The organism is Arthrobacter sp. 10L430 (assembly GCF_056395245.1).
The window spans coordinates 171,931-192,419 of the sequence record NZ_JBFTJD010000005.1 but is presented as its reverse complement, the minus strand read 5'-3'; the positions used below and the strand labels follow the sequence as shown (position 1 = coordinate 192,419).

The 20,489-nt window shown below is 66.1% G+C and carries 18 protein-coding genes; 15 read left to right on the top strand and 3 right to left on the bottom strand.

All coding sequences use genetic code 11. From position 1 onward, the window contains the following. Positions 1-34: 34 nt before the first annotated feature. The gene (locus AC1DDG_RS07370) at positions 35-835 is read right to left on the bottom strand and encodes a peptidylprolyl isomerase (RefSeq protein WP_476875520.1); all 801 of its coding nucleotides are present in this window, start codon (positions 833-835) and stop codon (positions 35-37) included. 258 nt (positions 836-1,093) lie between these two features. Here AC1DDG_RS07370 and hisS point away from each other — a divergent pair, with 258 nt between their 5' ends. Next, on the top strand, positions 1,094-2,446 hold the full coding sequence (gene hisS, locus AC1DDG_RS07365; protein ID WP_230118018.1) for a histidine--tRNA ligase: 1,353 nt from the start codon (positions 1,094-1,096) through the stop codon (positions 2,444-2,446). A gap of 3 nt (positions 2,447-2,449) precedes the next feature. Here hisS and AC1DDG_RS07360 read toward each other — a convergent pair whose 3' ends face one another. Further along, positions 2,450-3,724, bottom strand: coding sequence for an APC family permease (locus AC1DDG_RS07360; protein ID WP_230118017.1), 1,275 nt, complete (start codon positions 3,722-3,724; stop codon positions 2,450-2,452). 100 nt (positions 3,725-3,824) lie between these two features. On the opposite strand from AC1DDG_RS07360, the gene aspS reads away from it, so the two are divergent. The 6 genes from aspS to AC1DDG_RS07330 all read left to right on the top strand — a co-directional run bounded on the left by aspS (position 3,825) and on the right by AC1DDG_RS07330 (position 10,681). After that, positions 3,825-5,618: an aspartate--tRNA ligase gene (gene aspS / locus AC1DDG_RS07355; RefSeq protein WP_230118016.1), complete on the top strand. Its 1,794-nt coding sequence runs from the start codon at positions 3,825-3,827 to the stop codon at positions 5,616-5,618. A 97-nt stretch (positions 5,619-5,715) separates the two neighbouring features. Then, positions 5,716-6,498 (top strand): GNAT family N-acetyltransferase, encoded by a 783-nt coding sequence (locus AC1DDG_RS07350; protein WP_476875519.1) that lies wholly within the window; start codon positions 5,716-5,718, stop codon positions 6,496-6,498. A gap of 316 nt (positions 6,499-6,814) precedes the next feature. Next, entirely contained in the window at positions 6,815-7,585 is a 771-nt protein-coding gene (locus AC1DDG_RS07345) for an IclR family transcriptional regulator (protein ID WP_476875518.1), read from the top strand. A 221-nt stretch (positions 7,586-7,806) separates the two neighbouring features. After that, a complete protein-coding gene (locus AC1DDG_RS07340) occupies positions 7,807-9,066 on the top strand; it encodes a cytochrome P450 (RefSeq protein WP_476875517.1) in 1,260 nt (419 codons plus the stop codon). Beyond that, positions 9,059-10,348, top strand: a complete 1,290-nt coding sequence (locus AC1DDG_RS07335) for an NAD(P)/FAD-dependent oxidoreductase (RefSeq protein WP_476875516.1) — start codon at positions 9,059-9,061, stop codon at positions 10,346-10,348. Before AC1DDG_RS07340 ends, AC1DDG_RS07335 begins: the two co-directional genes overlap by 8 nt. A 9-nt stretch (positions 10,349-10,357) precedes the next feature. Continuing rightward, positions 10,358-10,681: a 2Fe-2S iron-sulfur cluster-binding protein gene (locus AC1DDG_RS07330; protein ID WP_476875515.1), complete on the top strand. Its 324-nt coding sequence runs from the start codon at positions 10,358-10,360 to the stop codon at positions 10,679-10,681. A gap of 15 nt (positions 10,682-10,696) precedes the next feature. Here the strand turns inward: AC1DDG_RS07330 and AC1DDG_RS07325 are convergent, their stop codons facing one another. Beyond that, the gene (locus AC1DDG_RS07325) at positions 10,697-11,371 is read right to left on the bottom strand and encodes an acVLRF1 family peptidyl-tRNA hydrolase (RefSeq protein WP_476875514.1); all 675 of its coding nucleotides are present in this window, start codon (positions 11,369-11,371) and stop codon (positions 10,697-10,699) included. Between the two features lie 62 nt (positions 11,372-11,433). On the opposite strand from AC1DDG_RS07325, the gene AC1DDG_RS07320 reads away from it, so the two are divergent. The 8 genes from AC1DDG_RS07320 (at position 11,434) to AC1DDG_RS07285 (ending at position 20,472) form a co-directional block, all read left to right on the top strand. Continuing rightward, positions 11,434-12,957 (top strand): replication-associated recombination protein A, encoded by a 1,524-nt coding sequence (locus AC1DDG_RS07320; RefSeq protein WP_476875513.1) that lies wholly within the window; start codon positions 11,434-11,436, stop codon positions 12,955-12,957. Positions 12,958-13,128: 171 nt separating this feature from the next. Continuing rightward, on the top strand, positions 13,129-13,755 hold the full coding sequence (gene rpsD, locus AC1DDG_RS07315; RefSeq protein WP_476875512.1) for a 30S ribosomal protein S4: 627 nt from the start codon (positions 13,129-13,131) through the stop codon (positions 13,753-13,755). A 144-nt stretch (positions 13,756-13,899) separates the two neighbouring features. Then, positions 13,900-14,274, top strand: coding sequence for a DUF948 domain-containing protein (locus AC1DDG_RS07310; RefSeq protein ID WP_230118008.1), 375 nt, complete (start codon positions 13,900-13,902; stop codon positions 14,272-14,274). A gap of 18 nt (positions 14,275-14,292) precedes the next feature. After that, positions 14,293-14,523, top strand: a complete 231-nt coding sequence (locus AC1DDG_RS07305; RefSeq protein ID WP_230118007.1) for a DUF6167 family protein — start codon at positions 14,293-14,295, stop codon at positions 14,521-14,523. A gap of 115 nt (positions 14,524-14,638) precedes the next feature. Beyond that, the gene (gene alaS / locus AC1DDG_RS07300) at positions 14,639-17,317 is read left to right on the top strand and encodes an alanine--tRNA ligase (RefSeq protein ID WP_230118006.1); all 2,679 of its coding nucleotides are present in this window, start codon (positions 14,639-14,641) and stop codon (positions 17,315-17,317) included. Positions 17,318-17,324: 7 nt separating this feature from the next. Then, a complete protein-coding gene (ruvX, locus tag AC1DDG_RS07295) occupies positions 17,325-17,924 on the top strand; it encodes a Holliday junction resolvase RuvX (RefSeq protein WP_230118005.1) in 600 nt (199 codons plus the stop codon). Then, the gene (gene mltG / locus AC1DDG_RS07290; RefSeq protein ID WP_476875511.1) at positions 17,921-19,615 is read left to right on the top strand and encodes an endolytic transglycosylase MltG; all 1,695 of its coding nucleotides are present in this window, start codon (positions 17,921-17,923) and stop codon (positions 19,613-19,615) included. Before ruvX ends, mltG begins: the two co-directional genes overlap by 4 nt. Further along, on the top strand, positions 19,612-20,472 hold the full coding sequence (locus AC1DDG_RS07285; protein ID WP_230118003.1) for a shikimate dehydrogenase: 861 nt from the start codon (positions 19,612-19,614) through the stop codon (positions 20,470-20,472). Before mltG ends, AC1DDG_RS07285 begins: the two co-directional genes overlap by 4 nt. The last annotated feature ends 17 nt before the right edge of the window (positions 20,473-20,489 follow it).

The following is a 20,489-nucleotide window of genomic DNA, read 5'->3' as shown; positions in this document are numbered from 1 at the left end:
TAATACACCGTTGGCCGCCTGGGACGCGGGCTTCTTACTTCAGAGAGAACGAGTCTATCGTGACTGGTTCCGCAGGCGCGCCGTCGGTGGCGTTTTCGCCCTTCTTAAGACCCGCGGCCGCAATCTTCGTGACTACATCCAGCCCCGAGGTCACTTTGCCCACCACCGTATAACCGCCGGCGGCGTCGGCTGGAATTACCGTGTCCTTGTACACGATGAAGAACTGGGTGCCGTTGCCGTAGGCATTTCCGGCGGTGCGGGCCACCGCGATGGTGCCGGCCGGGTATTTGTTGTCCGCCGGAGTGTTTTCCAGCGGACCCCAGGTATAGGCCGGGTCACCCTGCCCGTTTCCGGTCTTGGAGCCGCACTGCAGGACGCCAAAGTTGTCCGCGATGGTGAGGCGGTGGCAGCTGACGCCCTGGTAGTAGCCCGAGCCGGCAAGGGACTTGAAGACGGCGGCGGCCTGCGGCGCCTTGGTACCGTCCAGCTGGACGCCCAGGCTTCCGCGGTTGAGTTTCAGCGCGCCAGTGAACACCTTGCCCGCGGCCGATTCCGGCTTGGGGATGTTGGGGGCGTTGGTGGCCGCGGCGGACGTCGAAGCTGAGGGGGAGTTCAGCCCTGCTTCCGCGGCCGCGAACTCTTCTTCGGTCGGGTTTGCGGAAAAAACCGCCATTTGAAGCACGACGGCGAGTATCACCGCCGCCGCTCCGGCGCCGCCCGCAATCAGGTTGTCCCGCCTTCGCCGCTTCTCCTGGTCCCGTCGAAGCTCGCGCTTGGCTTCCATCTGCTGGATGCGCCGCTTGGCTTCACGCGTTTCGCGTGGACTGGCCGCCACAGGTCCTCCTCGTTGATCGGGCTGCCGGCCAGGGCCGCCCGATTAAGGCATCCCCGGCTGCAACTGCACAGCGGCAGAGCATACGGTCCGGCGGCCGCATTAGAGATGCCGGCGCCGAAAGCATAAACTGACTGCCGCACATAGTTTATGCATGACAGCTTGGACTCCCGCCCTTGCCGCCGCTTTTTGATCCAAATGGCGACGTGGAATACTGCGCAGCGGACTCCGGTCGTCGGTTACCTGAGGAGAAACTCCACCATGGCACGCACAGCCTCCCTGTCCGGATTCCCCGAGTGGCTTCCCGAGGAACGGCTGGTGGAGCAGCATGTCCTGGACACCCTGCGGCGTACCTTTGAACTCCATGGCTTTTCCTCCATTGAGACGCGCGCGGTTGAAACCGTGGGCCAGTTGCTGCGCAAAGGCGACATCGACAAAGAGGTATACGGGCTCAGCCGGCTTCAGGACGACGAAGGCGAAGAAGGCAAAGGCAAGCACGATCCCCACGCACTTGCCCTGCACTTTGACCTGACGGTTCCGTTTGCGCGCTACGTCGTGGAGAACGCCGGCTATCTCGCGTTCCCGTTCCGGCGCTACCAGATCCAGAAGGTATGGCGTGGTGAGCGCCCGCAGGAGGGCCGCGCGCGCGAATTCACCCAGGCAGACATCGACGTGGTGGGGGACGGCGACCTGCCCTTCCGTTATGACGTCGAAATCGCGCTGGTCATCGCCGAGGCGCTGGGCGCCCTCCCCATTCCGGACTTCCGCCTCCGCATTAACAACAGGAAACTTGCCGAAGGTTTCTACCGCGGCGTCGGCCTGGCGGACACGGCCGGCGTGCTCCGCAGCATCGACAAGCTGGAAAAGATCGGCCCGGACAAAGTGGCCGAACTCCTCAAGACCGAGCTGGGCGCCACGGATGACCAGGTTCAGGCGGCATTGAAGCTTGCCGGCATCCGGACCGAGGACACGTCCTTTGTGGCGCAGGTCCGTTCCTTGGGCGTGAGCAATGAGCTCCTCGAGGAGGGCCTGGATGAGCTTGAGCAGGTCATCGAGGCGGCGGTGAAGCGCGCTCCGGGCAAGGTTGTCGCCGATCTGAGCATCGCCCGAGGGCTGGACTATTACACCGGCACGGTGGTGGAAACCGTGCTCGTGGGCCACGAGCAGCTCGGGTCCATCTGCTCCGGCGGCCGGTATGACGCCCTCGCAAGCAAAGGCAACAGGAAGTTCCCCGGCGTCGGGCTCTCCATCGGGGTCACACGGCTGGTTTCGCGCATCCTCAGCCAGGACCTCGCGAAGGCCTCCCGCTCCGTGCCCACGGCGGTGCTGGTCGCGCTGAACGCCGACGACACCTGGGGGGAGGCCCAGGACGTCGCCACGCAGCTGCGCAGCCGGGGCATCGCCACGGAAGTCGCCGCCAAGGCCGAGAAGTTCGGAAAGCAGATCAAGTTTGCTGACCGCCGCGGCATCCCGTTTGTCTGGTTCACCGACGACGACGGCAAACACCAGGTCAAGGACATCCGCTCCGGTGTGCAGGTCGACGCCGATCCGGCGACGTGGACGCCGTCGGACGAGGACCTGCACGTCCAGGTCACCGGCGTGTCGCCTGAATAGCGGTCAGCGCTTGCTGGCTAGCCTCCGGCGCAGCCGCAGCGCCACCGCACGGGCGGCGACCCCCGCCGCCAACACGCCGGCCATGGCCAGGACCGATGACGGCGGCAGCGTGAAGGCCAGGACAAGGCAGCCCACGAGTCCGGCAGCATTGAGCCATTTCGGTGCGTGCCCGGGACGCTCCCGGAGCGTGTAGGCCGCTGCATTGGCCACGGCGTAGTACACGAGTACGCCGAAGCTGGAGAAACCCACCACCGTCAGCACGCTGCTGGTCAGCAACAGCAAAACCACGACGGCGGCCACGGCCAGTTCGGCGGCGAAGGGCACCGTGTGGCGTCCGCCGATCCGGGCAAGCGGACCCGGCAGGTCACGTTCCCGGGCCATGGCCATCGCCGTGCGCCCTACCCCGGTAATGAGCGCCAGCAGTGCTCCGAGGGACCCGGCGGCAGCTCCGCCCTGCACGAAGGGGGCGCCGGCAGCCAGCCGCGAGTGGGTCACGGCTTCGAGAAGCGGGGCCGCCGATGAGGCCAGTTGTGCCAACGGGAGGTGGGCCAGAAGCAGCACTGCCAGACCCAGGTAGATGGCAAACGCCACGGCGAGGGCGCCCAGGATGGCCCGAGGGATCACCCTCGCCGGATCCTTCACCTCTTCGCCGAGGGTGGCAATCCGTGCATACCCGGCAAACGCGAAGAACACCAGGCCGGCGGCGGGAAGGATGCCCCAGGCGCTGCCGACATCCGCCGCGGACACAGCACCGGCAGGATATGGACCAGCAGGATGTGGACCGATGATGGCCGCCGCGGCAACAAAGGCCAGGGTGGCCAGCACAAGGCCCAGCAGGATGCGCGTCAACAATGCCGTCCGGGTGATGCCCAGCAGATTGATGCCGGTCAGCACCGTCACCGCGGCGACGGCTACAGGCGTGGCGTAGCCCGGCGCGACATACTGCCCGAACGTGAGGGCCATGGCGGCGCAGGAGGCTGTCTTGCCGGTCACAAAAGCCCATCCCGCGAGGAACCCCGGCCATTCGCCCAGCTGCCGGCGGCCATAAATGTACGTGCCGCCGCTTTGCGGGTACTTGGCCGCGAGCTGGGCGGACGCCACAGCGTTGCAATAGGCGACCGCCCCGGCGATGACGATGGAAACAACGAGCAGTTTTCCGGCCAGGCCGGCAGCGGGGGCAAAAACCACGAAGACACCGGCCCCAAGCATGGATCCGAGTCCGATCGATGTCGCGTCGAACACACCCAGCCTGCGCTGCAGCTGCTCATGCCTGGTCATGGCGGGGCAGGGACCTTTCCAACGGGTAAACTCGGACGGGATCGTTCCCGCAACGATCCTAATTCAACTTCGTTTCTGTCTTCCTTCTGAAAGGAATGCTGTGCTGCGCACACATGACCTCGGATCCCTTCGCTCCGAGCACATTGGACAAACCGTAACCCTGGCTGGCTGGGTCGGCCGCCGTCGTGATCACGGTGGTGTCGCATTCGTCGATCTGCGTGACGCCTCGGGCGTCGCGCAGGTTGTGGTCCGCGAAGAAGAGGTTTTCCACGGCCTGCGCAACGAGTACGTGCTGCAGGTGACCGGCACGGTGTCCAAGCGCCCCGAGGGCAACGAGAACCCGGCGCTGGCCACCGGCGAGATCGAGGTCATGGCGGACAAGGTGGTTATCCTCAACACCGCGGACCCGCTGCCCTTCCAGATCGATGAGCACGTGGAAGTGGGGGAGGAAGCACGCCTGAAGCACCGATACCTTGACCTCCGCCGCCCGGGCCCCAGCCGCAACCTCCGCCTGCGCTCCGAGGCCAACCGCGTGGCCCGAGAACTCCTTCACAAGGAGGGTTTCGTTGAAATCGAAACCCCCACACTGACGCGTTCGACGCCGGAAGGCGCCCGCGACTTCGTGGTCCCCGCCCGCCTGGCCCCGGGATCCTGGTACGCGCTGCCGCAGTCGCCGCAGCTTTTCAAGCAGCTGCTGCAGGTGGGCGGCTTCGAGAAGTACTACCAGATTGCCCGCTGCTACCGCGACGAAGACTTCCGCGCGGACCGCCAGCCGGAGTTCACGCAGCTGGACATCGAGGCCAGCTTCGTCGACCAGGACGACATCATCTCCCTGGGCGAAAACATCGTGAAGGCGCTGTGGAAGCTGATCGACGTCGAAATCCCGACGCCGATTCAGCGCATCACCTACGCGGACGCCATGGCCCGCTACGGCTCTGACAAGCCGGACCTGCGGTTCGGCCAGGAGCTGACCGAGCTGACCGAGTTCTTCAAGGAGACCAACTTCGGCGTCTTCAAGGCGCCCTACGTCGGTGCCGTGGTCATGCCCGGCGGCGCCTCCCAGCCGCGCCGTACCCTGGACGGCTGGCAGGAATTCGCTAAGCAGCGCGGTGCAAAGGGACTGGCATATGTCCTGTTTAAGGAAGACGGCGAGCTCGCCGGTCCGGTGGCCAAGAACCTCACGGAGACCGAACGCGCCGGCCTGGCCGACGCCGTAGGCGCCAAGCCCGGTGACTGCATCTTCTTCGCCGCCGGCGAGAAGACCCCGTCCCGCGCACTGCTCGGTGCGGCACGCGTCGAAATCGGCCACCGCACCGGCCTGATCGACCCCACTGACTGGGCGTTCTGCTGGGTGGTGGACGCACCGATGTTCGAACCGGCCGCCGCAGCGGTGGCCTCCGGCGACGTGGCCGTGGGTGCCGGCAAGTGGACGGCCGTCCATCACGCCTTCACCTCCCCCAAGCCCGAATTCCTCGACACGTTTGACAAGGACCCGGAGTCGGCCCTGTCTTACGCGTACGACATCGTCTGCAACGGCAACGAAATCGGCGGCGGCTCCATCCGTATCCACGAGCGCGACGTCCAGGAACGGGTCTTCGAGCTGATGGGCCTGGACCGTGCGGATGCGCAGACTAAGTTTGGCTTCCTGCTGGAAGGCTTCAAGTTCGGTGCACCTCCGCACGGCGGCATTGCCTTCGGCTGGGACCGCGTGGTCGCCCTGATGGCGGGAGTGGAGTCCATCCGCGACGTTATCGCCTTCCCGAAGACCGGCAACGGCTACGACCCGCTGACCCAGGCTCCCGCGCCGATCACGCCGCAGCAGCGCAAGGAAGCCGGCGTCGACTTCAAGGCTGAGGCCAAGAAGGCCGAGGCCGCCAAACCCGAACAGAAGTAGGCGGCCGGCACCGCCGGCGCCCGCGCCAACGGCTCCCTGGAATTCCAGGGAGCCGTTAGCGGCTCTCGACAGTTGGTGTCTCTCTGCAAAGGAAACCGTGGCACATCCGATCTCCTTGCGAACGCTGGAAATGCTGATGGACGCGGCGTGGCCTGCCCCGGACCGCCACGACACGGGTGAGTGGGTGCTCCGGGCGGCCGACGGCGTCACGCAGCGGGCAAACTCAGTGTGGCCGCGTGCGGAGGCGGAAGATCCCGCTGCTGCCGGCCGCGAGGCGGCAGCCTGGTACGGGAAGCGGCGGCTCCCCGTGATCTACCAGATATTCTCCAACGGCCTGACGGCGTCCTTGGACGGGTTGCTTGACCGGCAGGGTTTCTCCAGGCAGTCCGAAACGCTTGTGATGACGATGACGATGGCGGATCCCGGTGAGGGGGACAACCGCGCAGTGCCTCCAGTCGTCGAAATTACCGACCAGCCGTCCTCCGAATGGGCCCGGCTTTGGTGGTCAGTGGACGGCCGCGGCGGGCAGGACCACCTGGCGACAGCGTTGACCATCGCGACCGGCTGCCCCTCGTTGTACGCGCTGGTGAGGGACGACGACGGCGCTCCGGCCGCCGTCGGACGGCTCGCCATGGCAGACGGTTACGGCGGGCTGTATTGCATGGCCACCCGGCCGGACGCGCGGCGGCGCGGATTCGGGCGGGCAGTCCTGAAGGCCCTCCTGCGGGCCGGGTCGTCGCAGGGGATCGACCGGTACTGGCTCCTTGTCACGGCGTCCAATCACGGTGCCCAGGCAATGTACGGCAATGCCGGTTTCGCCGAAGGAGGGCGCTACGTGTATCGTCAGGCCCCTCTCAGGAGGGCCGGCTCCGGCTGCTAGGCCGTCTCACTCGGGCAGTGGAGACCGAACCAAGGCCAGGCGGCCAGGTCCGGATGGTTGGGGGACTGCACCGGCATTTCTCCGGCACCCGCGTCAAATTCTGGCCACGTTTGCACGGGCGGCGTTTGAGGGCCAGTAGGTGCGGACACTGGCATCTCCTTCCTGACTGCGCACAGCGCAGGCATTTTTACGGGCGCCGCCTCTATTGGCGGCCGCGCTCCAGCCAGAGTGCCAGTGTGATGTGACGGGAACCACAGCATTGCCGATGAACGGATGCGACGCGGGCATGATTCTGCGCGGGTAGGAGAATTTACCTATGGCAAACTCCCCAACAGGTGAATCCGTCATCAGCCGTGTCGTGCGGCTCATGAGCGCATTCGACCGGGATCTTCCGACCATGACGCTTTCCGGCCTCGCCCGCCGGGCGGATCTGCCACTGACCACCACCCGCCGCCTGCTTGAAGATCTCGTCGAGCACGGACTGATCGAGCGGCTCGGCGACGGAAGCCTCCGGCCGGGGATGCGGATGTGGGAACTTGCGGCGCGTGGCTCGCGGGCGCTGAACCTTCAGGAGCTGGCGTTGCCGTTCATGGACGATGTCCTGGCGACCGTACACCAGCACACGACGCTCGCGGTGCTGGACCACGGCAGCGTGCTGTACGTCGAGCGGCTCTCGTCGCCGGATTCCCGGCTGAATGCGGCGCACATCGCGCAGCGGATGCCGGTGCATGCCGCATCGTCAGGCCTCGTGCTCCTCGCGTTCTCGCCCCTTGCCGTCCAGGAGGAGGTTCTCGCCGCACCTTTGGCGAAAGTTACCCCCGAGACAATCACCGATCCGGCGCTGATCCGGAAGCACCTGGCGGAGATCCGGCAGCGAGGCTATGTGGCCATCCCGGGGATCGGCGTCACTGAGTGGACCGGAATCGCCGTGCCGGTCTTCGGTTCCGGCAACGAGATTGCCGCCGCCCTGAACGCGATCGTTCCGCGCGACGAAGCCGACGTTCCCTTCACCGTCCCGGCACTCCTGACGGCCGCCCACGGCATTTCCCGCGCGCTGAAGTCGATGGGCCCTGTACCGCGTCGGTAGAAGCGCTTTGAACGATCCGAGCCGATGAACGGAAGTCCGCTGGGACGCGCAGGGACACCGCAGGCATTCTTGGTGAGACGTGGATCACGAATCCGCACTTTCGGCGGGGATTACGCCTCCTGGCGGCCCGCGGATCATCCTGCTTCACCATTATCCAACTGCTATCGAACCTGCCGGTCTGCAGTGCTATCGATCGGAACGGCCCGGAAAGAAGGACAACGATGTCTGCTGCAACGACAGAACAAAGCGCCACCACGGCGGAGCTTCCCCCGTACTCCCATGACCTGGACTGGCCCGCGGGTATGGCCCCGTTCAAGGTCGTCGACGACGGAACCCAGGGTGATCCCTACGCGCACTACGCATGGATGAGGGACAACGCCCCGGTGCTCCGCGCTGCCTCGCCGGTTTCAGACGTCTGGTTCATCTCCCGGTACGACGACGTCCGTAAGGCCATGCGGGCCCCTAAAGTCTTCTCCTCGCAGGTTGTGGACCCGGTTCCGCTGACGTTCCTGACCTTGTTCGATGCTCCCAACCACACCCGTCTGCGCCAGGTGGTGGCTCAGGCCTTCACGCCAAAGGCAATCGCCGCCTTCGAGGGCCGCGTCCGGGAAAACGCCGAAAAATACCTGGACCCGATGATCGCTGCCGGGGGCGGCGATGCCGTGGACGAGTACGCGATCCCCCTGAGCATGTCCACCATCAGTGCCCTGCTCGACGTCCCCGCCGCGGACTTCGAAAAGATGAAGTTCTGGTCGGACGAGACGTTCAGCTACTTCGGCCGGCTCGCCCGCAACGCCGAAGGGACGGGCACCGACGAACAGAGCACCTTTGAATTCTTCGCTTACCTGAAGGACACCATGGAGCGGCTCTACCGCGAGGAAAACGACTCCGTTGGCGGCCACATCGCCAGAATGTGGAAGGAGGGCCTGCTCAGCGAGAAGGAAGCCAAGGAACTCTGTGCCTTTGTCTTCGTCGCCGGACATGACACCACCACCATTTTGCTGGCCAATGCGTTCCGAGTCTTCAGCGAACAACCGGAACTGCTGGGCCGGATCCGGCAGGATCCGGCGGACGCCAGCATGTTCGTCGAAGAACTTGCCCGTTACCGCGGCACGGTGCAACGGGCCAGCCGGATCACCACCGAGGAGGTCGAGGTAGCCGGGGTGACAATACCCGCCGGGGCGATTGTCCGGCTGCTGCCCGCCGCCGCGAACCGGGACAGCAGCAAGTACGCCGACGGCGAGACCTTCGACATCGACCGCACCACGGACGGCCACCTTGGCTTCGGCCATGGAGTGCACAGCTGCCTTGGCGCACCGCTGGCCCGGCTGGAAACAAAGGTGACGGTGGAGATCCTCGCCGCGAAGCTGGGCTCCCTGACGCTGAATACGACCAGGCCGATCGAATACGTCCGCGGAAACAACCTGACCAACTCGGGGCCGGAGCACCTTCACGTGGAACTGGAGTCGTTCAGTGCCTGATCTGCAGCCTGGAATCAACAACGGGCAGCCCGTCATCATCGTCGGCGCTGGCCATTCCGGGGTCGCGGTCGCTGCGGGATTGCGCACGCGCGGCTGGGTCGGGGGCATTCTCCTGCTCGACGGCGAAACGGAGACGCCCTACGAGCGTCCGCCCTTGTCCAAGGAACTCCTGAAGTCCGGCGCCCCGGACGAGTCCACAGTGCTGCGCAAGGAGAAGTTTTACCAGGACAAGCGCATTGAACGGCTGGCGGGGATCACCGCCGAAGCCATCGACCGGCAAAGCCGGACCGTGGTGCTCTCCGACGGCAGCCGCCGCGGTTACGACCGCCTGGTCGTCGCGACCGGCTCCCGCGCCCGCCCCCTCACCGTTCCCGGCTCCGGACTCCCGGGCGTCCACGCCCTGCGGACCCGTGAAGACGCTCTCGACCTTAAACGCGCTCTCGTCGCCGGCACGCGGGTCGCCATCATCGGCGCTGGTTACATTGGGCTCGAAGTTGCCGCCGCCGCTGCTGCGAGGGGATGCAAGGTCACGGTGCTGGAGTTCCAGGACCGCGTGATGAGCCGGGTGACGTCGGAACCGGTCTCCCGCTTCTTCGAGCAGCTCCACGAACAGAACGGTATTCGGTTCGTTTTTGGTGCCGCGGTTACGGCGATTGAAGGTCAGCGCCGGGCCGAGCGCGTGGTCACGGCCGACGGCGCCGTCCACCCGGCCGACGTCGTGCTGGCAGGCATCGGCGTGCTTCCCAACCAGGAGCTGGCCGCGGAGGCCGGACTGGAGTGCCGGGATGGCATCCTCGTGGACGGGGAAGGCCGGACGTCGGACTCCGCCATTTACGCCACCGGCGACGTCACCCGTTTCGCCAGCCCTATCGACGGCACCAGCCAGCGCCTCGAATGCATCCAGAACGCGCAGGCCCAGGCCGACCGGGTGGCCGCGCACATCACCGGCCAGCAGCCGGCGGAGCCGGAAATCCCGTGGTTCTGGACCGTTCAGCACGGCGTACGGCTGCAGACCGCCGGCGTTCGCCACCCGGACGACGACGTCATCGTCAGAGGCACGCCCGCAGTCGGCAAGTTCGCAGTCGTCTATCTCCGTGACGGACGCCTCGCCGCCGTCGACACTGTTGCGGGGCTTGCCGACTTCCGGCCGGCCAAAAAACTGATCGCCGCTGGAGCCCTGATCGACCCGGCGCTGGCAGCGGACCCCCGCATCCCCCTCACGGACACCATTCCCAATGACCCCAGTCTTACCGACGCTGACCTGGCATCAGCCCGAATCTAAGGAACCGCCATGAGCAACAACAAACTGACCGTCGTCGACCGCGAAGGCAAGTCCCGCGACCTCGAATGGGAGCCGGACCAGACCCTGATGGAGGCCTTGAGGGACAATGACCTGCCCGTTTTGGCTTCCTGCGGCGGGACCGCCTCCTGCGCAACGTGCCACGTATTCCTCGCGGAAGAGGTCTTCGACACACTGGGGGAGCGCAGTGAGGATGAGATTGAACTGCTGGTCGAAGCCGAGGGTTATCGGGAGTGCGGCTCGCGGCTCTCCTGCCAGCTGGACTTCACCAAGGACCTCGACGGCGTCACCGTCACGCTGGCCCCCGAAGAGTAGCGCCGTCGCAGCCGGCTATGCCAGCGGGTCCGTGACCGTGACGCGTACGGAGCAGGCATCCGCGGCGGCCTTCTTCAGGACGGCAGCACGGGGATCGGCAACATCGAGGTAAGCCAGCCGCGGCAGCCGGGCGTAGGCCTTCAGCGCAGGCTCATCGAGCACGAGATCGGCCAGTGACCTGTCGCCCCCCGGAACCACGTACTCGAAGACCTGGCCGCTGAAGACCTGCCGGGCCTGTTCCGCGACCGCCTCCACCATCGCATCCGCCTGGTTGGAACGGCGCCGCGCAAACCGCTGCTGGGACTGGCCTCCTGCGGCTGTCCGGGACTGAACGTATTTGGACCCGGTTTTGGAGGCACGGATCAGGCCTTCGCTGGCGACCGCCACACCATAGCCTCCACGCCGGACCAGGAGGAGGCCGATGCTGCGCGGCTGGGACGCCAGCGACGCCAGCCGGGCCACCAGATCGGGGCCGCGCCCCGGCCGGCCGTCGTCCGGCCACGGCGCCTGCAGCAGCGCGCTGGCGCCGTCGGCCGCGAGCAGCCGCACGCCGTCGTCGTGGTCTTCAATCCGGAGCGGGCCGTGGCTGGCGCCGAAGCGGTCCACCCAGCCGGCCAGCCGAGGTCCGGACACGAACGCGGTCCGCGATGCCGGTGCCGGACGTCCGCCCGGTGAACCGCTCTGTGGCATTGCCGAATCCTTGCTGTACGTGACCGGACATTGCCCGATGAATCTATGAGTAGCCTATCTATGTGGATGATCTCTTTGGCCCGGGGCAGGGCAACGACGACGACGGCGACGACTCGCCGACGGCTGGCGGCGCTGGCAGCCGCCCGGCCGCAGGGGCGCAGGGTCCGTCCCGGACTGCCTCGCCACGCGGGCCCTTGGCCGTCCGGATGCGGCCCCGCACGCTGCACGACGTGGTGGGGCAGCAGCACCTGCTGGGACAGGGGTCGCCGCTTCGTCAGCTGGCTGCCGGTGCCGACGCCACCGGGCCCGCGGGCCCCAGCTCTCTCATCCTCTGGGGTCCGCCCGGCACCGGAAAGACAACCCTCGCGCACGTGATCGCCAGGGGACCCGGGCGGAAGTTCGTGGAACTCTCGGCCATCACGGCCGGGGTCAAGGACGTACGCCGGGTCATGGACGATGCGCTGACGGCCCGCGATCTCTACAAAACCACCACTGTCCTGTTCCTCGACGAGATCCACCGCTTCAACAAGGCCCAGCAGGATGCGCTGCTGCCCGGCGTCGAGAACCGCTGGGTGGTGCTGGTGGCGGCAACCACCGAGAACCCGTCCTTCTCGGTCGTCTCGCCGCTGCTGTCCCGTTCACTTTTGCTGACTCTCAGGCCGCTGACCGACACCGACATTGAAGGCCTGCTCCTGCGCGCCGTTGAGGATGTCCGCGGGCTCGGCGGCAAAGTCAGGCTCAGCGCCGAGGCGCTGGCACACCTCGTGCGGCTGTCCGGAGGGGACGCGCGGCGGGCTTTGACAGCTCTCGAAGCGGCCGCCGGGGTCGCCTTCGGTGACGCCGACGACGTCGACACCTCCGAGAGTGCCGACGGCGCCGATGATTCCGCGGACGGCGCCGGTGATTCCGCGGACGGCGCCGGTGCCAGCCGGCCGGTCACAGTCGAGCCCGTTGCGGTGGAACTGCGGCACACCGAACGCGCCCTTGACGTGGCTGCAGTGCGCTACGACCGCGCGGGCGACCAGCACTACGACGTCACCAGCGCGTTCATCAAGTCCATCCGGGGCTCCGACGTGGACGCGGCCCTGCACTACCTTGCCCGGATGCTGGAGGCGGGGGAGGACCCGCGCTTCGTGGCACGGCGCATTGTGATTTCCGCAGCGGAGGACGTCGGCATGGCAGATCCCACTGCCCTGCAGACCGCCGTGGCCGCGGCGCAGGCCGTCCAGCTCATCGGCATGCCGGAAGGCAGGATTGTCCTGGCCGAAGCGGTGGTCCACCTGGCCACGGCGCCCAAGTCCAATGCCGCGTACATGGGCCTGAACAAGGCCATTGCTGACGTCCGGGCGGGACTGGGCAACGGGATCCCCGCTCACCTACGCGATGCGCACTACCCTGGATCGAAGCAACTGGGACATGGTTTGGGCTACAAGTACGCCCACGACGCCCCGCACTCCGTGGCCAGCCAGCAGTACCCTCCGGACGATCTTGTGGGCCGCGACTACTACGAGCCCACCGGCAACGGCGCAGAGCGTGACATCGCTGTGCGGCTTGAGCGACTCCGGAAGATCATCCGGGGCAAGTGAGCTTTCTGGTAGGATTGATCGTTGTCTGGCAAGGCACGGACGCACAATCCACCAAAGTTTTTGTTTGATGAGGTTATGTCTGTGCCCAGTAGCAAAAGGCAGCGGTTGGCCGATGCTCTCCATCGTGGAGGCCAGTAACACTGACACACCGCAGATATTGGAAGGACACAAGTGGCTAACAACACTCGTGCTCGCCGTACAGCACGCCTCTCGCGTGCACTCGGCATCGCTCTGACCCCCAAGGCCGCCAAGTACATGGAGCGCCGCCCGTACGGCCCCGGTGAGCATGGCCGTGCCCGCAAGAAGCAGGACTCCGACTACGCCGTACGTCTGCGCGAAAAGCAGCGCCTGCGCGCCCAGTACGGCATCCGCGAAGCCCAGATGACCCGTGCCTTCGAAGAAGCACGCCGCACCAAGGGCCTGACCGGTGAAAACCTGATCGAACTGCTCGAAATGCGTCTTGACGCCCTCGTGCTGCGTGCCGGCTTCGCCCGCACCATCGCCCAGGCCCGCCAGCTGGTTGTACACCGCCACATCCTGGTTGACGGCATCCGCGTTGACCGCCCGTCTTTCCGCGTCGGCGAGGGCCAGCTGGTCCACGTTCACAGCCGCAGCGAGCCCATGCCTCCGTTCCAGGTTGCAGCAGCCGGCGCACACCGCGACGTCCTGCCCCAGGTTCCCGCCTACCTGGACGTCAAGCTTGACGCCCTGCAGGCACGCCTGGTCCGTCGCCCGAAGCGCTCCGAGGTCCCCGTGACCTGCGAAGAGCAGCTCGTCGTCGAATTCTACGCACGCTAAATTTCGGCAGCGTATCCAAAGAAGCCCGTGGCAAGCGCCGCGGGCTTCTTTGTATGTAAGGTACTTGGGGGACATCCGCGGCTGCAGCACGCTGCCGCCACGCACCATGTCCCGTTCCACGGAGATTCAAGGAGATGAACGTCTATGTCTGGTGGCGATATTGCCGGCCTGATCGCGGCCGGGGTATTTGCGCTCCTGGTCCTGTTGCTTGCTGTCCCTATCCTCAAACTGGGCCGGGTATTCGATGAAGTGCGGACCTCGATCCGTTCCATCAGCGACGGCGCTACGCCCCTCATGGACGAAGTCACGGCTACCGTCTCCACCACCAACCAGCAGCTGAAGAAAGTGGACGGCATCGCCTCGAACGTTTCGGACGCTTCGGCGAACCTTTCGGCGCTGTCCTCGCTGGTTGCAGCCACCGTTGGCTCCCCGCTGATCAAGGTGGCCGCCTTCAGTTACGGCGTGCGCTCCGCCTTAGCCGCCCGCAAGAAACCCGCCGCCGGCCGCCGCAGCCGCTAAGCCACCCGGAGAACTGAAATGAAGAGACTTGTCTGGATGGGCATCGGCGTTGCAATCGGTGTCATAGCTTTCCGCAAAGTGACCGAGGCGCAGGCGAACCTGGGGCCGGAAGGCCTGAACCGGGCTGTGGGCCGGCTGGCCGACGGTGTCTACGACTTCGCGGACGCAGTCCGCGCCGGCATGCGCGAGCGGGAGACCGATCTGCGCACCGCGCTCGGCGTCGAGTCCCAGGATGTTGTTCGCCGCTAGGCACAGCCGCGAGAGAATTAAAACGGCAGCGTCCGGCGTTAGCGCCGGAACTGCTATCTGAATCAAACTGTCACGCGTCAGAACGCGTGAACCAAGAAGGGTATGTAATCAGCTCATGAAGTCGCAGGAGATCACAAAGCGCTGGGTGGACTTTTTTGTCAGCAAAGGCCACACCGCGGTTCCCTCCGCGTCGCTGGTCTCCAGCGACCCCTCCCTGCTGTTCACGGTTGCGGGCATGGTCCCGTTCATCCCTTACCTGACCGCCCGTGAAGAAGCACCCTACTCCCGCGCCACCAGCGTGCAGAAGTGCATCCGCACCGGCGACATCGAGGAAGTGGGCAAGACTGCCCGCCACGGCACGTTCTTTCAGATGTGCGGCAACTTCTCCTTCGGCGACTACTTCAAGGAAGACGCCATCAAGTTCGCCTGGGAACTGCTCACCACCAGCGTCGACGACGGCGGCTACGGACTTGCGCCGGAACTCCTGTGGGTCACCGTTTACGAAGAGGACGACGAAGCCAAGGACCTGTGGCTGAAGAACACCGGCATCCCGGCCAGCCGCATCCAGCGCATGGGCAAGGCTGACAACTACTGGCACACCGGCCAGCCCGGTCCTGCCGGTCCCTGCTCGGAGATCTACTACGACCGCGGCCCGGCCTACGGCGTTGACGGCGGGCCCATTGCCGACGAAAACCGCTACGTCGAGATCTGGAACCTCGTGTTCATGCAGTACCAAATCGACAACGTCCGCTCGAAGGACGACTTCGACATCGTGGGCGAACTGCCCAAGAAGAACATCGACACCGGCCTCGGCATGGAACGCCTCGCGATGATCCTGCAGGGCGTCGAGAACATGTACGAGACGGACCAGGTCCGTCCGGTCATCGACAAGGCCGCCGAACTCTCCGGCAAGGAGTACACCTCCGCCGAAACCGTCGAGGATCCCCACCACACTGATGACGTCCGGATGCGCGTTGTCGGCGACCACATCCGCTCGGCGCTCATGCTCATTGCCGACGGCGTGACGCCGTCCAACGAGGGCCGCGGCTACGTGCTGCGCCGCCTGATCCGCCGCGCCGTGCGCTCGATGCGCCTGCTCGGCGTCGAAAAAGCCTGCCTGCCGGACCTCCTGCCCGCCTCGCGTGACGCCATGAAGGGCGTCTACCCGATCGTGGCGACCGACTTCGACCGCATCAGCCGCATCGCGTACGCGGAAGAAAAAGCCTTCCTGCGGACCATCGCGTCGGGCACCGCCCGGCTCGAGGATGCCGTCAACGAGTCGAAGGCTGCCGGCCGTCCGCTGTCCGGCGCCGACGCGTTCGCGCTTCACGACACGTACGGGTTCCCGATCGACCTCACGCTTGAAATGGCGGAGGAAGCCGGCCTCAGGGTCGACGAGCCCGAGTTCCGCAAGCTCATGCTCGAACAGCGCAAGCGCGCCCAGGCGGACGCCAAGGGCAAGAAGGGGGCCCACGCGGACCTCAGCGCCTTCCAGGAACTGCTCTCCGAGGGCGAGACAGTCTTCACCGGCTACGCCGAACTCGACGGAGAATCGCGGGTCCGCGGGATCCTCAGCGCCGGCCGCAAGGTCTCGCAGGCTGCCACCGGCGACGAGATCGAACTGGTCCTCGCCGAGACGCCGTTCTACGCCGAAGCCGGCGGCCAGGCTGCGGACACGGGCCTGATCACCGGTGACGGATTCGTCGTCGAGGTCCTCGACGTCCAGCGGCCGGTGAAGGGCCTGAGCGTCCACAAGGCGATCGTGCGTGAGGGCGAAATCGCCTCCGACGCGCTGGTCAGGGCAGCGGTGGACCGCGAGCGGCGGCACGCCGCCGAGCAGGCACACACCGGCACCCACATCGTGCACGCCGCACTGCACCAGATCCTGGGCCCGGAAGCCACCCAGCGTGGTTCCTACAACAAGGCCGGGTACCTGCGCTTCGACTTCGCCTGGGGCGAAGGCCTCAGCACAGCCACCCGCTCCGAGATCGAGGAAGTGTCCAACCTGGCCATCCGGAACAACTTCCGGGTGGACACCAAGGTGATGCCCCTCGCTGAAGCAAAGGCCCTCGGCGCCATGGCGCTGTTCGGCGAGAATTACGGCAGCGAAGTCCGCGTCGTGGAGATCGACGGCGCGTGGTCCCGTGAGCTCTGCGGCGGAACCCACGTTTCAAACACGTCGCTAATCGGCAGCCTGTCGCTGCTCGGCGAACAGTCCGTGGGGTCAGGAAACCGCCGCGTGGAGGCCTTCGTGGGCATGGATGCCTTCCGGCACCTTGCCGCCGAACGCGCCCTCGTCACCGAGCTGACCGAAATGCTCAAGGTGCCCTCCGGCCAGCTTGCCGACCGGATTGCCACTACCCTGACCAAGCTCAAGACCGCGGAAAAAGAGCTCGAGCGGCTCCGCAAGGAGCAGCTCGCCGCCGCAGCCGCGCAGCTCGTCGGTACCGCCCGGGACGCCGCCGGCGTGCGCGTCATTGCGCACGACGCCGGGCAGATCGGCGGAGCTGACGACCTCCGGGGCCTGGCCCTCGACCTGCGGAACCGTCTCGGAGCAGCTGCTTCCACTGTGGCCGTGGCCGGCGTCAGCAACGACCGCCCGGTGATCCTCATTGCCACCAACGAGGCCGCACGCGAAACGGGCGTCAAGGCTGGTGCGCTGGTACGGCTCGCGGCCGGCATCCTGGGCGGCGGCGGAGGCGGCAAAGACGACGTTGCCCAGGGCGGGGGCACCGACGCATCCAAGGTCGGCGCCGCGCTGTCGGCCGTCGTAGACGCCGTAACCGGGCGCTAGCGAATCCGTGACCTCATCTGCAGCGTCCGGCGTCTACCCCCGGGGAATCAAACTGGGGGTAGACGTTGGCACCGTCCGAGTCGGCGTCGCCATCTGTGACAGTGATGCCATCCTGGCCACTCCGTTGAAAACCCTTGACCGCAACCCCAAAAAGAATTCGGACGTGCGCGTCATTGCCGGCCTTGCCGCGGAGCGGGAGGCGGTGCAGATTTTTGTGGGCCTGCCCAGGACCATGAAGGGTGAAGAACATGCTTCCGCCCGCATGGCCACAGAGTATGCCGAGCTGCTGGCAGAGGAGCTTATTCGCGCCGGACTGGACGTGCCCGTGCACCTCGTCGACGAACGCCTGAGCACCGTAACCGCACACCGCCACCTTCACGAAGCTGGCATGAGCAGCAAAAATCACCGTAAAGTGGTGGATCAGGTTGCTGCTGCGGGAATTCTGCAGCACGCCATCGACATGCAAAAAGCCAGGGGAACGGATGTGGGAAGCCGCGTACGCGCGCTTTCTCAGCCGGGGCTTTCCGGAGACGCCGCAGCGGTTAATGCTGTGCAGGCCGTCCCGGAGAAAGACACGCAATCTTCAGAAGATGGAAGGCTACAGTGAGCCCGGTCAATAGCGACGACTCCTCCGGCAGGAACCTCAGGGACGCCGGACGGCCGCTGACGCGCAAGGAAATCCGTGCCCGGGAGAAGTCCCTCACGGCGGATTCCGGGGACCTCGTGCCCGAACAGGCCTACGAGTCAGTGAACGATACGACGCCGGACGTTCCGGAGCGCGGTCAGGAGCGCCCTCAGGCCGCATCTCCCGCACCGGCTCCGGCCCCGTCCGCAGTTTCGGCCCAGGAGCGGGTTCAGCCTCCCGCGACTGCGCCGGAGGGTGTGGCCCCGGATCTGATGGCGCCGACTGTTGGGGTTCCCATGGTTCCGCCAGCTCCGCCCACCATCCGGCCGCCTGCGGGAGGAGCTGGCCCGGCTCCGGCCAGCCACGACGATGGCGGCGTCGCGGAAGCGGACGTCCACGCTGACGGCGTTGCGCACCATGCCGGTCCTGCAGGCGAGGATTACGCGGCGTCACACCACGACGCGCACCACCACACGCACGGCGACCACGACGCGCACCACGAGACGTACGTGCACCACGAGACCTACGAGGACCACGAGCCGTATGAACACGAGGCCGTCGGGCACCAGCTTCTCGGCAGCCCCGAAAGCGTGACAGCAGTGCCGCGTGCGTCCAAGAAGGTCCGTCGCCGACGCCGCCTTGTGGCGCTTCTGCTGTCGCTCGCACTCTTCGTCACCGCCACGGTCGTCGGCGCCCAGTTCCTCAAGCCGCTGCTCGGCACGGACAAGCCCGCCGACTATCCGGGCCCGGGCACGGGCCAGGTCAAGGTCGCAGTCCTGGCCGGTGAAGGACCCGTCTCGGTCGCCGCCAAGCTGGAGGACGCGAAGGTGGTCGCCAACGCGGAAACGTTCGTATCTGAACTGGCCGCTGCGGGCGGCACCCTGGCTCCCGGCGAGTATGACTTCAAGCAGGAAATGAAGAATTCCGACGCCGTGGCCGTCCTGCTCAACGTGGGGCAGTCGAAGGTCATGTACTTCGCACTAAGCGCCGGGCTCAGGGTCAATGAATCGCTGGACGCCATTGCGGAGGGCTCAGGCCTTCCCGTGTCCCAGCTCAAGGCGCTCAGTGATTCGCCCAAGCAGTTCGGCCTCCCGGCCAAGGCGAAAAACCTGGAGGGGTTCCTGTTCCCGGGCGAGTACAGGTTCCCGGTCGGGAGCACTGCCAAAGACATCCTCCAAGCGCTGGTCAAGAGCACGCAAGACGAGTTGAAAGCGCAAGGCGTCACGGACCCGGCCAAGCAGTACGACACCGTCACGGTCGCGAGCATCGTGCAGGCGGAGGGCGGCCAGGCTGAGTACAAGGACGTGGCCGGTGCAATCTACAACAGGCTCAAGCCGACCAACACGGAAACCAACGGCCTGATCCAGTCCGACGCCACGGTTACCTACGGCCTGGGCAAGAAGACCTTCCAGCTCGATGAGTCCGAGAAGGCCGACAAATCCAACCCGTACAACACCTACGCCAACAAGGGCCTTCCGGTGGGTCCCATAGGCTCGCCGGGCAAGACTGCCATCGACGCAGCGGCCAAGCCGAAGGACAACGACTACCTGTACTGGGTGACCATCAACCTGGACACCAACGAGACGAAGTTCTCCAAGACCCTGGCGGAGCACAGCAAGTATGTTGACCAGTACAACGCCTGGTGTGCGGAGCATGCCGGCCGTTGCGTATGAGCCGTCGGGCGGCCGTCCTCGGGCATCCGATCGGCCATTCCAAATCGCCTGCTCTCCACCTGGCCGCATATGCGAAGCTAGGTGAGGAAATCGGCTACAGCGCCATCGACGTGACCGAGGATTCCCTGCCGGCATTCATGGCCTCTGTGGGTGCCGAAAAGGGTTGGCGTGGGCTTTCCGTCACCATGCCGCTCAAGAAGGCCATGGTCGGAGAGGTAGATGAAATCCGCGGCGTGGCACGCGTGCTCGGCGTCATTAACACCGTTGTGTTCGAAGGCGAAGGCCCCTCCGGCCGGCGGATCGGCTACAACACGGACGTGGCGGGGATCATCAACGCCCTCCGCAACGCCGGTGCGGCCGAAGCGCCTGCCGCCGTAGTTCTTGGCGGCGGCGGAACCGCAGCCGCCGCTGTGGCCGCCCTCCAGGAACTCGGCGCAAAGTCCGTTGATGTCTACGTCAGGGACACGGCGAGGGCGGCGGAAGCGAGGGCCGCGGCCAGCGGGCTGGCCCTGGACATCGCGGTGCGTCCCATGGCCGACGCCGTTGCCGCAATGGCGCGCGCCGACGTCGTAATTTCCACCCTGCCGCCACGGGCGGCGGACGGAATGGCTGCGGAGCTAGAGCAGCTCGGCCTGACAACGGGCGGCGTGCTGCTCGACGTCGCCTACGACCCCTGGCCCAGCCGCATCGCCGCCGCCTGGCAAAAAGGCGGGGGAGCGGTGGTGCCTGGACTGGAGATGCTGCTCTACCAGGCCGTTGAGCAGGTCCGCTATTTCACGGGCCGCGAGGATGCGTCCAGCGCCGAAGTCATAGATGTGATGTGTGACGCAGTCGGGGCACCCCGACGCGTGTTCTGACCGCCATACATGGCAGG